General features: G+C 44.5%; 11 protein-coding genes. 6 read left to right on the top strand and 5 right to left on the bottom strand.

The features are described 5' to 3' along the window. The first annotated feature begins 82 nt into the window (after window positions 1-82). From AWU77_RS03385 to pyk, 4 genes are all read left to right on the top strand, one after another. A complete protein-coding gene (locus AWU77_RS03385) occupies window positions 83-1,192 on the top strand; it encodes a flagella assembly protein FlgT middle domain-containing protein (protein WP_062059300.1) in 1,110 nt (369 codons plus the stop codon). A 120-nt stretch (window positions 1,193-1,312) separates the two neighbouring features. Then, complete coding sequence (locus AWU77_RS03380; protein ID WP_062059297.1) at window positions 1,313-2,212, top strand: DMT family transporter; 900 nt, start codon at window positions 1,313-1,315, stop codon at window positions 2,210-2,212. Window positions 2,213-2,238: 26 nt separating this feature from the next. Continuing rightward, on the top strand, window positions 2,239-2,604 hold the full coding sequence (locus tag AWU77_RS03375; protein WP_062059294.1) for a DUF2956 family protein: 366 nt from the start codon (window positions 2,239-2,241) through the stop codon (window positions 2,602-2,604). Between the two features lie 102 nt (window positions 2,605-2,706). Next, window positions 2,707-4,119: a pyruvate kinase gene (pyk, locus tag AWU77_RS03370; protein ID WP_062059291.1), complete on the top strand. Its 1,413-nt coding sequence runs from the start codon at window positions 2,707-2,709 to the stop codon at window positions 4,117-4,119. A 72-nt stretch (window positions 4,120-4,191) separates the two neighbouring features. Here pyk and rlmF read toward each other — a convergent pair whose 3' ends face one another. From rlmF to AWU77_RS03350, 4 genes are all read right to left on the bottom strand, one after another. Beyond that, window positions 4,192-5,121: a 23S rRNA (adenine(1618)-N(6))-methyltransferase RlmF gene (rlmF, locus tag AWU77_RS03365; RefSeq protein ID WP_062059288.1), complete on the bottom strand. Its 930-nt coding sequence runs from the start codon at window positions 5,119-5,121 to the stop codon at window positions 4,192-4,194. Window positions 5,122-5,216: 95 nt separating this feature from the next. Further along, entirely contained in the window at window positions 5,217-6,722 is a 1,506-nt protein-coding gene (locus AWU77_RS03360) for a Fic family protein (RefSeq protein ID WP_062059285.1), read from the bottom strand. 394 nt (window positions 6,723-7,116) lie between these two features. Further along, window positions 7,117-8,175, bottom strand: a complete 1,059-nt coding sequence (locus tag AWU77_RS03355) for an SMI1/KNR4 family protein (protein ID WP_062059282.1) — start codon at window positions 8,173-8,175, stop codon at window positions 7,117-7,119. A 47-nt stretch (window positions 8,176-8,222) separates the two neighbouring features. Further along, window positions 8,223-8,753, bottom strand: a complete 531-nt coding sequence (locus tag AWU77_RS03350; protein ID WP_062059279.1) for a helix-turn-helix domain-containing protein — start codon at window positions 8,751-8,753, stop codon at window positions 8,223-8,225. A 231-nt stretch (window positions 8,754-8,984) separates the two neighbouring features. Between AWU77_RS03350 and AWU77_RS03345 the strand changes: the two genes are divergently transcribed. Together AWU77_RS03345 and AWU77_RS03340 are read left to right on the top strand one after the other, a co-directional pair. Then, window positions 8,985-9,716 (top strand): HipA family kinase, encoded by a 732-nt coding sequence (locus AWU77_RS03345; protein WP_062059276.1) that lies wholly within the window; start codon window positions 8,985-8,987, stop codon window positions 9,714-9,716. Then, window positions 9,713-10,522: a DUF3037 domain-containing protein gene (locus AWU77_RS03340; protein WP_062059273.1), complete on the top strand. Its 810-nt coding sequence runs from the start codon at window positions 9,713-9,715 to the stop codon at window positions 10,520-10,522. The genes AWU77_RS03345 and AWU77_RS03340 overlap by 4 nt, the downstream gene beginning before the upstream one ends. Window positions 10,523-10,829: 307 nt before the next feature. On the opposite strand, the gene AWU77_RS03335 is transcribed toward AWU77_RS03340, so the two are convergent. Beyond that, a complete protein-coding gene (locus tag AWU77_RS03335; RefSeq protein WP_062059269.1) occupies window positions 10,830-13,763 on the bottom strand; it encodes an SIR2 family protein in 2,934 nt (977 codons plus the stop codon). Between the last annotated feature and the right edge of the window lie 56 nt (window positions 13,764-13,819).

Here is a 13,819-nt window from a genome sequence, read left to right as displayed (position 1 = left end):
ATGCTGATTTGGCATTTTATTTATGTACATAGGCAATAAAGGCGTAACTGCTCATTTAAATTAATGAATATGGAAGGGGCCGATGTTAAAACAACCACATCGATATCACTTACTCACCATGACCGGCCAGCGCATGCTGCGAGTCTTTATTTGGTGTGGAATACTCGTAAGTATCAGTGGATGCGGCAATTTTTTTTCTATTTGCAAATCGAATACGCCAAGCTCTAGCGACACTGTTGATCAATACCCCTCCGCTAACGCTATCGCTAGTCCGGCAGGCGCAGCAGCCCCAATCAATACCCATGGCCAGTTCCTCTGCCCAGAGCCTTTTAATAATGACTATAAAAAATCGATTGCGTTTGTCAGTTTTCCGCGAGCGGTACCCATATCCAGCCGTCTGGGTGCTTTGCATCAGGTAGAACAACATCTGCCGATGTTAATTGGTGCCAATTTACGCAACCGCCACTCCATGCTGACCCCCACTTATTTGCGTGAATCGTTTGGCAGTGCAAAAGCACTAGGCGGAGTAAGCGCTGCAGCACAAGTACAGGCAATATCACAGCAAAACCGCGTCCAGTTTTTTGTGAGTGGCGAAGTAGATGATATGACCATGACCTTCCCTAACACAGTAGAAAATCCAAGTTATTTCACCCGCTTTATTAGCGGCGCGCACAATCTTTTGCATATCAATACACCACTGGATAAACGCAGCCGTGTATTTAGTTTCACTGTGGAAATTCGCGACGGTTTTACCGGGCAAATTATTTTCTCCAACCAGTATCGAACCTATGGCAAATGGAAAGCATCACCCGACAACCAAATGGGTTTTGGTTCACCCGGTTTTTGGAAAACAGATTATGGCATTCAAATACAGCATCTAGTTGCCAAAGCCAGCGACGATATGGCGAGCACAATTAACTGCCAGCCCTATATGGCACGAGTAGATTCATCGCCAGGTCAACAACAAGTGATTATTCATAGCGGCACCAATAACGGCATGCACAGCGGCGACACGCTGGATTTATATCAATTGGTATACCAATCAATTTCAGGAGAATATCAACGCTTTGACACGCGACTAGTCAAACGCAAAGGCCACGTGTATCTAACTGAAATCTATCCCTCACACAGCGTTGGCCACGTGGTAGATGAAACATTATTAAGTGGGCAGTATTTGGTAAGAGCGCGATAGACAATGCACCACACCTAGATCCACAACGCTTCCAGGTGTCCGCACAATCACGTCAATTGCATTTGCCAGCCCAGACAATCTATGGCAGTGTTGCAATCCGTTTTTTGAAAAAACACTCACATGTCTGCTTTGCCCCTATCACCCCGGCTCCTTGGCATTATCTGTGTATTTACCGGCACTTTTTGTTTTGCCAGCAAAGGCATCCTAATCAAACTCGCCTATCAATACGGGATTACCGCCACGCCGCTATTAACCTTGCGCATGTTATTTGCCCTGCCCTTTTACGCCGCCACAGCGCTCTGGTTACACAAACAACAACTGACACCGTTAAATAAGGGTGATGGCTGGAAAATCGCCGGATTGGGATTGCTCAGCTATTACGCCTCAAGCCTATTGGACTTTATGGGGTTGCAATATATTTCGGCCGGGCTTGAGCGATTGATTTTATATGTGTATCCCACACTGGTTTTACTCATGCTCGCCTATTGGAAAAAAGAAAAAATTACCCGAAATACACAAATTGCACTCGCCATTGCCTACAGTGGAATGCTATTGGTATTTGTACAAGATTTGCGCCTCACCAACGATTGGAATCTCACTTTGCTGGGCGCAAGTTTAGTCATGCTCAGCACAATTTCATTTGCGTTATTTGTGGTATTAGCTGGCGATATGATTAGCAAAGTTGGCGCCAGCCGCTTCACCAGCTACGCCATGCTCTCCGCCTGCGCAGGGGTACTCTTGCACGGAGCAACTATTGGTGACCTCGCTGAATTACAGCAACCTAACGCGGTGTATCTGCTCGCACTGTTACTGGCTTTTTTCTGCACAGTGATTCCCAGTTTTCTAATGAACAAAGGCATTAGCCTTATCGGCAGCGGCAAAACTGCAGTACTTGGCAGCATAGGCCCGGTAATCACCTTATTTTTAGGCGCACTGGTACTGCACGAACAAATTACTCTGGCGCAATTACTGGGTGCCGGGCTAGTTATTGGCGGCGTTAGTCTAGCCAGCAAAAAATAAACACTGCAATTAAATGAGGCACACTCATGACCCAAGCAACCCCTAAGACCAAACAGAAAAAAACCGCGCGCGACCTGCGCGCCGAATCCATAAAAATCGCCAATACCATCAAAACCGAAGGCCAAACACCGGTTGAAACCAAAGCTATCGCCAATGGTATCCAGCGCGGAATGGAAATATTTTTGCGGCAGCAGAGTGAAAAAACACGGGAGTTGGATAAGCGCGTTAAAAAAGTAAAACAGCTATCAAACCAATTAACACAACAAAAATCAGGGGATGAGAGCGAAGAAGTTAACAATGCACCCGTGCAATCTCGTTTACCTTGGGTTTTGCTTGCGCTTTCGTGGGGATTATTTCTGGCAGCTGGAGGGGTGATGACTTTAGTGAAATGATCAGCTCAAGCTTTAACCCTGATGCTTAAAATAAAAATAATGGTGTTTTTGAGGTAGAATGCGCACTACTAATTTTACCTACTCTAATGTGTGAATAGAAAAATGACTAAAAAGACCAAGATTGTAGCTACAGTTTCCGACCTCAAAGGCGATGTTGAGTTTATTACCCAATTGTATAAACGTGGCGTCAACGTTATCCGCTTGAATACAGCCCACCAAACTCCGGAAGACACGGCCAAAGTGATCGAGAATGTCCGTGCAGTCAGTGAAAAACTAGCGGTACTGGTGGACACCAAAGGCCCCGAAATGCGCACCAACCTCAAAATTGAGGAAGATTTAACCATCAAAACCGGTGACAAGGTCACTTTCCGTGCAGATGGCTTGGACGTACCGACCACTCGCGAAGCAGTGCAGGTCAACTACCTTGGTTTTGTGAAAGATGTTCCCGTGGGTGCCCACATCTTGATCGATGACGGCCTGTTAGAGCTGGTAGTTGACAGCAAAGACGAAGGCGCCCTTTACACGACGGCGCTGAACAACGGCAAAATCAAAAAGAAAAAGAGTGTTAACGTCCCTGGCGTTGCCATCAAACTGCCTTCGGTGACCGAGCGCGATAAGACCTTCATCGAAATGGCGATTGACGCTGGCGTAGACTTTATCGCCCACTCCTTCGTGCGCAACAAGCAAGATGTATTGGATGTACAAAACATTCTTGATGCGAAAAACTCGTCGATTAAAATCATCGCTAAAATTGAAAACCGCGAAGGTGTCGAGAACCTCGACGAGATTTTAGAAGTCGTTTACGGCGTAATGGTTGCCCGTGGTGACTTGGGTATCGAAATCCCCGGTGAAGAAGTACCGCTGGTACAAAAAGACATCATCCAGCGCTGTATTAAAGCCCGCGTGCCAGTTATTACCGCCACACAAATGTTGGAAAGTATGATCCAAAACCCGCGCCCAACCCGCGCAGAAATCTCGGACGTAGCTAACGCTGTCTTAGACGGTACCGACGCATTAATGCTTTCCGGTGAGTCAGCTTACGGCGACTACCCTTTTGAAGCGGTAGAAACCATGGCGCGTATCGCGGCTCACGTTGAAGAAAAAACTGCCAAGGGCATCAACTTCGATTCCGAAACCGATAACCTGCAAGAGTACATCTGTAAGCAAGTGGCAAAATCTGCGCGCGACCTTAAAGTTGACGGGATCATAGTGCCGACATCTACCGGCTCCACGGTTCGCCAAATCGCCTCTCACCGCCCTGCAGCACCTATTTATGCTGCGTGCTATACCCCTGGTGCGTTGCGTTTACTGTCGTTAAGTTACGGCGTTCATGCCTATCTTGTAGATGCGCCAGAGCGCGCGTCTATCATCAAGACCTCAATCACTCCGCTGCTGGAAAATAAAACCTTAACCAACGATAGCTTGGTGGTTATCGCGAAAAGCGCACCTGGTGCACCCAAAGGCGAAACCAACCGCATGGAAATCAACACCGTGGATTCTTTCTTAAACAAATAATTTATTTGTTTAATCGCTTACCAAGCCCTCGCGCACAACGCCGAGGGCTTTTTTTTGCGCGGGATTAATAGCCTAACCAAAGGTCCAGGCTAATATCCGCGTGATCTTATTGCCCTGTTTCATTTCAATCTCACGAATATCACTTGCAGCAAGCTTGCGCAGTAATTTTTTCGCCGGAGCCAGGTTTTCACTTTTAGACACAAGCGAGGTAAACCAGCGACACTGAGCTGAGAACTCGCGACTCTCTTTAATCATCGTGCGCAAAAATTTTTGCTCGCCGCCCTTACACCACAACTCGGCATTTTGACCACCAAAATTTAAAGCGGATGATGTTGCGCCTACACCTAAATTATTGCGCTTTTGTTGATTCCCTTTTAATGCATCCGCCAATGAGGCATGAAAAGGTGGATTACAGACACTCACATCAAATTTTTCATCCGCCTGAATAATGCCAGCGAAAATTCGCGATTTTTCCGGCTGCAGGCGTAAATCTATAGCGCTCTTCAGACCCGGATTTTGATCAATAACCGCCGCCACATTCGCGAGAGATTGCGGATCAATATCGCTGGCAACACACCGCCAGCCATACACCTTGCTCGCCAGCAAACTATAAATTCCGTTAGCGCCGGTGCCTATATCGAGCAACTTAATGTCACTGCCCACACCAACTTTTTTATCGCCCTCCGCGAGCAAGTCAGCAACATAATGCACGTAGTCCACCCTGCCAGGAATTGGCGGGCACAGAAAACCCGCGGGAATTCTCCAACCAACAATTCCGTAATACTGCTCTAACAACGCTGCATTCAGCGCCTTAACGGCATTAGCATCTGCGAAGTCTATTGAAAGATTTCCATAAGCATTCTCTGCTACAAAGGTTTTCAGTAGCGGATAAGTGTTAGCTAATAATTCAAAGTCGTATCCATGTCGATGCAGATTTTTAGGATGTAGACCTTGTTTAAGAATCACAGGTTTATCGACTGAAGGGTTCTTGTGTGTAGTCACGGGTTATTTCGGCGCTCTGGGAAAAAATGGAGTTAGTGTTCCCTTGTTATGTAAGGGCAATAGATTTTCGCGCACGATATTAACGTGCAGGTTTATTACGCAATCACCAAATCAAACGCTTGTTGCACGGCAATTTCTGCCTGTTGAACTTCTGTTTCTTGCATCCAATAAAAATGGCTTTTACGTTTATTGGCTGAAAGCTTGCCGCCATTGCTGTGTACGACTTGTATAAATATTTCTAACTGGTGCGGCGGCCAATCTAACTGGGCATTGAGTGCTGTGTAGGCTTTATCAAACCCCAGCAGATAATTGATTTCATGCTGCAAATCTTCTTCCACTGTGCGCTCTAGCGCGCGATACAGAAATTCTGCCTGCGCAGTAAAATCAGGGTAGCGATAATAAACGGCGTCATTACCGGTTGCAGGCATATCAGGCAATTCCGGATTAAACTCGGTCAATTGATTCAGTGGCCGTGAAAACTGCTCAAGGGTATTTATATAGTCTGGCAAGTTGGCGAGGATGACTGCCGATACAGGCAGGACAATTCCACGCGGCGTAAAATCGGCTTTAGCGAGTAGATCATGTATTAGGTAGCGGTGAATCCGGCCATTACCATCCATAAAGGGATGAACGTAAACAAAACCGAAGGCGATAAATGTGGCCAAAACCACGGCATCTATTCGCATGATGGCGCGTTCTGGCAGCGCTAAGACACCCTCCATCAGGCTTGCGACATCTTCTGGCCGCGCCGGTACAAAATCGACTTGCGCGCGAAAGCTTAGATCTTTACCAATCCAATTTTGCCGACTGCGCCAGGCATATTCGTGAAACCGTGGGTCTAGCACCCCGTTTTGTAATTCCACGCATCGATCTTGTGTTAACGGGGCGCGAATATCGGCTTGGCGCAATAAATCAGCGAAGCGTTGCGCACGCTGAGGTGATGGTTTTTCTCGCTCAACTTCAAATGAAGATTGGGTTTCTTTTAAATACAAAAAAGCGGCTGCGCGAGTTAATAGACTTTGATCGTAAGACGCCAATACTTGTTGCGTTTTATTCTGCAGGTCTTTTGCTACCATGCTTTGTAGGTAGCTGGTTTGGTGCACCATTGGGCAAAATTGCCGGTCACCTGGTAAGTTATTAATAACTCTAAACCTCGCTACCCGCTCGCCATCCAACAAGGCAAATTGTTGCGCAGAATCCACTACCGCAACATAACGCGAACGCGTTGATACCGGGTCTTGTATGGGGAGCACTTGCGTGGTTAGCCACTCATAAAGAAAACAAGCGATTCGCGCATAGCGCGATTCTGGGCTTGAAGTTAACCACTGGCACAAAGCCTCTTGAGCGGTGCTTTGTTGCACGTCAAACAAGAGCGCCAATACCTGCAAATTAATACCTTCGTAGCGCAAGGCAAATTGCAGCTGCCCCGCTATACCCGAATCTGGTTGATAGCCAGGCTCAAATAGCTCAAACCATTGCCCACCGATCTGCTGTCTTTGGCGCCCTTTTACGCGGGCATCAATGCGCGCGCGCGTGACAAGAGGCAAGGCACGTAAACCGTAAGCTTCGATTAACGCACTGTAGCCTACAAAATCTGGCATAGGATTAACCCTTATCTATCCGGAAAATGGCCGCAAACCGCGAAATACAGCCGTAAATAGCATTTTTATGAGAATAATAGCCGCACAAGAGATGCCGATGAGCAATAGCGGTAATTTTCCTCATAAAAACATACCAAGCGGCTCTTTTCCAGATTATGCGGCCGTTTTCCGGAATTGACTAGGCTAATACTGGGCAAGAGCTGCCAATTGATTGTTTTACTGCAATCACTTTGCGAGAAAATTACTCAAGAGGTGGAATTGCCTGCGCAGGCAATTGCGGGGTTGGGGGATTTGTTGTTTCGGGTTAGGGGGATCATTGATAAGCAGCGTAGATAAAAGTCAGGCGGCTTTTTGAGCCGCTCTTCATTTTGGTATTTGCCGGTGCGCCCAATCATTATTTACCAAGGATAAAATCGTATTTTTTTATGTCGCCAGCTTTCAGTAAATCAATCTCATCTTGCATCAGGGCCTTGAGTGAATCCGCCACCACATTACGCTCCCAGCTCTCGTTTTGCAGCTCTATGATCTGCCCGTAAACGCCTTTGCTACTGGGGTCTGTATCGTAAAGAAGGTAATTGCCGTTTCTATCCGATGCAAAAGGCACCCATTTTGGATTTGCATAGTCATCGGCGCTTACTAACTCAGAATAATCATCCAAACTATCTGCTTCAATATCGTCGCCAAACTGTAAAGACTGAATATCATCCCATTCCCGTTTTATATCCTGGAATGGTATCAAGTCATATTGCCCCACTCCGCAAGGAGAAAAGCTAAACGCAGAGGTCACAGGGTTATAGATCACATTTCTTATTTTGTAAAAATCAATCAGCTCGCCCGGAATGCTAATCTCTTCATTTAATTGCGCGTGCTTTTTGATATCGCCTTCTGCAATGCCGTGATCCAAATTGTAATATTCATTATCATCAGGAATGATTTTGTTGATTTCCTCAATCCAGTTGTCCCACAGTGACTGCAGATGCTTATGCTTGTCACTGATAGGCAGTGGAATATGAACTTTGTACTCATCAGGGTTATGCGCCTGTATTTGGATAGCCGAAATGACACCCTCATCAATGTCATACCAATAACTCACCACACTCGTGACAAAAGCCCCACTCTTATCACCTTTGAATAATTTAACTCTTTTATTCTTATTTTCTGAATAGTATCGGACGGCTTCTTCCGAATTAAAGGTAAGGCGGCCAGGGAAAACCTGCCTCGGCATATACGCATAATCCCTAACCACCATACACACCATCAAACTTTCTACCAGCTTTCCATTTTTTGAACTAACAAAAATCCCCAGCTCGTCCCATGTGTAGATATGGTTATATTTGGTTTTCGTATACCGCGCCTCGCCGACCACATTTTGTAAACTCTGTATATCGATGGGAAAGGAAAAAGCAGTATCGTTTATTTTAAAGGCATCATTGGTAGCGCTGATTTCTATCATTTTTTATTTGCTCAATAATCTACATACGGTTTTGCTGCTTTGCACGTCTACTTAAAAAATTCCTTTTCGAGTAATTGGGCGGCGAGCTGAGCTTCTCGCACATTTCCTATACGTACAGCATCGACCAATGCCAATAACTCATAAAGTTTTGGATCGGCTTTAGCAGCAGTAGTCACAGACTTAAATAAAGGAGCAATCGCCTGCCCTTTAGTTTTACCCGCTGCATCGGGCCACACATTAATTGTGTCCCCAGCAGACATTACCTTTCCTTCCATCACTGGCGCCGCAAAAGAAGTAGGAGTTCCGCGCACCAGTTCTGCGGGCTTTACAGGGAATACATAGCGAATACCATTTAATAGAAAGCCTAACAACGCTTTGCGATTTACTTTCGGTATACCGGTTTGATGGTCACGTGCAACCAACCCCACTCGAATACAACGATTAAGCGCCGCACTGAGCTCTGATTTGCTGATGCCAGTAAACGCCTCCAACTGACGCACACTGTAATCCGCCTCAGGCGCACCCGACTTTTCCATGCTAATCAATTTCAGCATAAGCAGTATGTCTTGGCTTTTCATTGCTCGAACCCTTAGTGGCTAACATCAAAACGCGACCGTCCTTTGTTTTAGGACAAAGGACAGTTGTAGCATTGAGGTGGTGGAAAATCAACCATTAAGACGAAGTTAGCCCATCTAACAGCTGTTAGAGTAATCTTCAGATGTGTCCGATTGCACAGACGATGGATAAACATTTTTCGATCGAATACGATGCAGGTCAGGCAAATAAATATCAAAAACTGAGGACGCTGGATGCTCCACACTCCAATTCAGATTATTGAAATCTCCAAACAAGCATCCCAAGGACGCTCGGAGCCTTATTTGTGTGTTGGTGAAGTCGGATTAAATTACTATGTCAAAGGAAGGCAGTCTGGTTTGCCAACCCGTATTAATGAATGGATTTGCGCTCACTTGGGTAGGGCATTTGGGCTTCCAATACCTGACTTTCGGTTGGCGGAAATTTCACCTGAACTACTCGGTGTAACCAGTGCAAACTTGCGGTCTATTGGAGTGGGTTTGGGGTTAGCCTCTCAAGAAGTGCCTCTGGCAGTTTGGTTCGAAGAGGCAAACAAACCCAAAGTAGATAACGAACTGCAGCGCAAGTTATTAATTTTTGACTGGTGGATACGCAATGACGACCGAGGCAATCACAATCCGAATTTGCTGTGGGACAGTGCGTACCAGCGTATAGCGGTCATTGACCACAACTTGGCATTTGATCCAGAATTCAATGCCCATAGTTTTATAAACAGCCACATTTTTGGCCACCATTGGGATACCATTTCATCTGACTTGGTAACACGATCTTCCTACCAACAGCAATTGGAAGCCGCCCTTCCGGCGCTTGACCAAGCGCTGGCATCCATGCCGGATGAGTGGCAATGGGTAGATGTAGAACAGACCATGCCAGCTACACTGAATATTAACCAACTGAAAAATCAGTTATTACGTTGTACAACCGACGATTTTTGGAGGGCAGAATGAAAAAATTTGCATGTCGCTATGCCCTGATACAACTCCTGCCTTATAGCGAAACAGGCGAGTTTGCCAATATTGGCGTCCTACTGGTATGCCCGCAAACTGGCCAATGGATTTACAAACTCGAAACACAGAAATACAAACGCTACACCGATTTTTTCCAAGGCCTTGAGCATCACGTATATCGCGAAGCGGTAGCAACGATTGAAGCGGAGTTAAAGCGCGTTCAAAAATTGAATGCTGACGCTACAGCAGATCAGTTGCTCAATGCGTTTAATTTTACCGTGCATCCCCGCGAAGCCATTATTCGCTTTAGCGAGCCGAGAGGTCGCTTAACCGATAATCCAGAGCAAGAATTAATTACTTTATTCGGCCATTACGTTGAATTTGGTTTTTTACGCAATGAAAGCCCGGAGCAAAAGTTGGTGAAGCGGATTCAAGATTTGGTCAAAACCTTTGAATTAAAAGCCCCATTCAAAGAAGACCATATTGGAAACCCTAGTCTTGTTTCTGTCCAATTGCCATTGGTTCAAACTATTAACGCGCAACCCGTAAAAGCCATTAAGCCTTTGCATTTAGGCCAAGCAAAAATTAATGACATTTACAGCCACAGCGAACAATGGATAGGAAAACTCAATCGACTTAGGAATAAAGTAGGCTGGAACGGCCAACTATTAATAACTGTCGATGGCCTTTCAGAGAAATTGGAAATCAGAAAAGTTCAAGATGAAATCATCACTGAACTATCAACACTTGCTTTAGTGGAAAACGCTAACGCAAAAGACAAACTTAAAGATTTTTGTATTCACTGATCCACCTCGTCGAATAAGCTTAATACTTTGGGCTTATTCGACACCCTCCTAAAAAAACACAAGAAGAATAAACCACTCAACTGCAAGAGCAGATTGTTTTGCTGCAGTCACTTTGCGAGAAAATCACTCAAGAGGTGGAATTGCCTGCGCAGGCAATTGCGGGCTTGGAGGATTTGTTGTTTCGGGTTAGGGATATTGTTAATAGGCAGAGCAGATAAAATTGAGGCAGCTTTTTAGCCGCCTTATTTAATTATGAAATGTAATAACGGAAAATTACGTCAATATTAAACGATCTTCAGCACATGTATTACTGAATGCTACTTAGCGTTTCAAATTCTGCGGGATCACCTCCTAACGCAACATAAACATCTTGAAGCTTATGGTTTTTAATAAAAGTACCCCGCAAATATCGAGACGCGGCTTTCCTATCACGGAAGCGTGAGAGTAATTCCTCATCACTCCAGACAGCTCTAGAGTGGAAAGCTATAAAAAATAACGCTGCTTTAAGCGCATCCGTATTAAAGCTATCCTCAAGAGCCTCAGAATCCATCTTAATAATTCTCTCTACTTGAGATTCGTTAAGGACGGGACGCCAAAAATCCCGTTCAATACCAATATGTGACGCCATTCCATGAGCAATAAAATGCTGTAAGGGCGTATCATTTTCTATTAAACGCTGCAAATGTAAATCCAAAATTTTCAGATCTATAAGTTCCTCATAATTTCTATGTGCATCACGACTCCAAATAAGATTCGCAATCCACATTGCAGGCCCCCAAATGACAGGATCATCACTCGTAATATGCCTATGAACTTGCTCTAGTGGAATAATGCCACTTAGTTTGGAAAACAGCGTCTCATTGTCAAAAACACTAACCCAAAGCATACCCATACAAATCAGCAAACCGTAGCTCACATTAACTCTTTCTTTAGATTCCATTAACGATAAAATCAGTTTTATCCCAGCATCACTCTCCCAAAACGTGATTGAATGACTAGAAACTGCGATTGCGGCGCAGGTATTCATACATCCTCCACGACCATGCCAATCCATCGCCTCAAAAAGTGAAAAAGCTTGCGCATATAATTCTCTGCTGTATGGGCCCTTTCCAATAGTTTCCAAAATATTTTTATCTGTCTGCCAGCGCCCGAAAAACGCAATCAGATGCAACATTGAGTTAATTGTTTCTACAGAAGCTTCTACCTCCTCAAGAATACATTGAGCTATTATCCCAATAGGAATAGCGGCTACTTCATTCCTATCCTCAGAAGAAGCTAACGAAATTTTGTCTACATGCAAAGAACTTTTTAACTCATTTCCTTTTGAAATTAAATCAATTAATAGAGGTTCTGCTCGTTTTTTTGCTAAAACGGCAGCCATAGGAATCACCTCTTTCCATTCATGAGATGAGATATAATTTTGAAGGGGAGTTAAAACTGTATCCTCTTGTCTATAGTCTTCATAATGCCCTTCTGTTGCAGCAATAGCGGCTAAATACTCCTGAAAAGTAAGATGCCTAAATTGGTAAAATGGCACTGCTCGACCATTTTCAAGTTGATGCCCAGCTTCTAGCAACAAACTTGATCGCAGTTCGACTCGCTTTAAAAAATCATATGGACTATCTTTAGCGTAACGCCTAATAACTGGAAGCCTTTCACGCGCTTCTTCCAATAAAATAAGGAGCTCTTTTTCCGTAGCTGTTTGCTTACCTGAACAAAGCATATGATAAGCAACAAATGCTAATTGCGGCACAGCTTCCTTATGATTTAGAGGCTCATGTCCTTTTATATTCCAAGTATCGAGCAAAACCTCAATAGCTCTTTCATAAAGGGTGACACGATCTGGAGGTAATGCTCCCGCACCATGTTTTACAACAAGCAGCATAGTTAATAGCAATGGATTTTCTGCCAGTCGCCGAAGTGAACTTCGATTTAAAAGAGCTTTAGCGACCTCATTCCCTTCTTTAATTGCTTCAGGAGAATCACCAACCATTAGTCTATGCCAATGATCCGATAGTAATGTAATTGCTTCAGGCTCCAAGGGAGCGATACGCAAACGTTCACAAAAACGAGACAAGGTCGGAGCGACCAAATTAAAGCCGGCCTCTCGACTGGTTACCACAAGATGAGTCTTGGGATAGTCAGTCAAAAAGGACTCAACGTGGTCAACAAAAATTGATCTATCAGCATCATTGTGAATCTCATCAAGTCCGTCAACTAATAATAAAACTTTTCCTTTTTTTAGCATTGGTTGCAACGCGTCTGAAAACCCCACAAGATTAGCCTGCCCAGTTATCTCAGAAACATTTTTTAAAAGTGTTTGAATCGGCTTCCGAATATAATCTCGCCACTCTCGGCATCGGATAAGAACTGGTAGCAAATCCAGGTTTGGAAGCATATCTGAAGTGGCAGCAAGACGAGTAGGATCTGAATAAGCTACTGCCAAACGCTTTAAGAGCAATGTTTTACCACCCCCTGGAAGCGCCAAAAGTGCTATTCTTTTGTATTCAGAAAGTCCTTGTCCAAACGGCATCGGATTTCCAAATTTTTCATTCCAAATTTTTAAACTCTCTTGCGCACTTGGGTCATTAAGTGGAAATACGGGAGGACACATCGACACATTCAAGGGCACAAAGAGACGTTCCAGATCAAACTTCCGCTGCCCTGTCTCCATATCCGAACTAACACCCTCTAGAGTCATCTGTCCACAATCACGTACTAAGAAATTCCGATAGTTTTGTATTATAGAGTTAGAGTCCACTGAAACTTTTCTTCTTAACGCTTTCTTTTTCATGCCAACAGGGAAGTGCTTGGTTAGAAACCCAGATAAATCATCATAGCTTTCACCATAACTTAATGGCTCAACAAAGCCCGACCAATCCTTATCTTGATGTCTTGTTTGAACCTCAGATTCAAGGGTCAATGCATAATGAATTGGAGTCGCACCTTTTAAATTTTTCCGCATCCAATTTATAAGTGCAGAAAAATTTGGATCAGATAAAGTATCTCCACAGCCGATAAATAATAACTGATTAAATGCTACCAAGTTTTTTTGAAAAAGATCTCGAACATCATCTTGCAGAACTTTTTCATAATCCCTAATACCCAGAACACAAGTATTGGGCTCATCAAAAGCCCCATGTAAGTGTAAGATTCCTTTCAAATCTCGGCGAAGCCATGAGTTAGTTTTTGAGCAATCAGAAATGATCCCCTCCGCCAACTTCGGACAGTTCACTAACATACATTTCTTGCCTCAAAGCGCTCTGGGCTAATAAAGCCAATAGCGCTGTGACGGCG

The sequence above is a fragment of the Cellvibrio sp. OA-2007 genome, assembly GCF_000953825.1.
Classification (GTDB): Bacteria; Pseudomonadota; Gammaproteobacteria; order Pseudomonadales; family Cellvibrionaceae; genus Cellvibrio.
Note: the sequence above shows the minus strand (reverse complement) of the source record. Positions and strands in the feature narration are given on the sequence as shown.

What these genes read in the sequence shown, in the direction of transcription:
- AWU77_RS03340 (WP_062059273.1), top strand. Translation starts at nt 9,713, where the DNA reads ATGAAAAAATTTGCATGTCGCTATGCCCTGATACAACTCCTGCCTTAT.
- AWU77_RS03350 (WP_062059279.1), bottom strand. Translation starts at nt 8,753, where the DNA reads ATGAAAAGCCAAGACATACTGCTTATGCTGAAATTGATTAGCATGGAA.
- AWU77_RS03345 (WP_062059276.1), top strand. Translation starts at nt 8,985, where the DNA reads ATGCTCCACACTCCAATTCAGATTATTGAAATCTCCAAACAAGCATCC.
- AWU77_RS03385 (WP_062059300.1), top strand. Translation starts at nt 83, where the DNA reads ATGTTAAAACAACCACATCGATATCACTTACTCACCATGACCGGCCAG.
- AWU77_RS03380 (WP_062059297.1), top strand. Translation starts at nt 1,313, where the DNA reads ATGTCTGCTTTGCCCCTATCACCCCGGCTCCTTGGCATTATCTGTGTA.
- AWU77_RS03335 (WP_062059269.1), bottom strand. Translation starts at nt 13,763, where the DNA reads ATGTTAGTGAACTGTCCGAAGTTGGCGGAGGGGATCATTTCTGATTGC.
- AWU77_RS03355 (WP_062059282.1), bottom strand. Translation starts at nt 8,175, where the DNA reads ATGATAGAAATCAGCGCTACCAATGATGCCTTTAAAATAAACGATACT.
- pyk (WP_062059291.1), top strand. Translation starts at nt 2,707, where the DNA reads ATGACTAAAAAGACCAAGATTGTAGCTACAGTTTCCGACCTCAAAGGC.
- AWU77_RS03360 (WP_062059285.1), bottom strand. Translation starts at nt 6,722, where the DNA reads ATGCCAGATTTTGTAGGCTACAGTGCGTTAATCGAAGCTTACGGTTTA.
- AWU77_RS03375 (WP_062059294.1), top strand. Translation starts at nt 2,239, where the DNA reads ATGACCCAAGCAACCCCTAAGACCAAACAGAAAAAAACCGCGCGCGAC.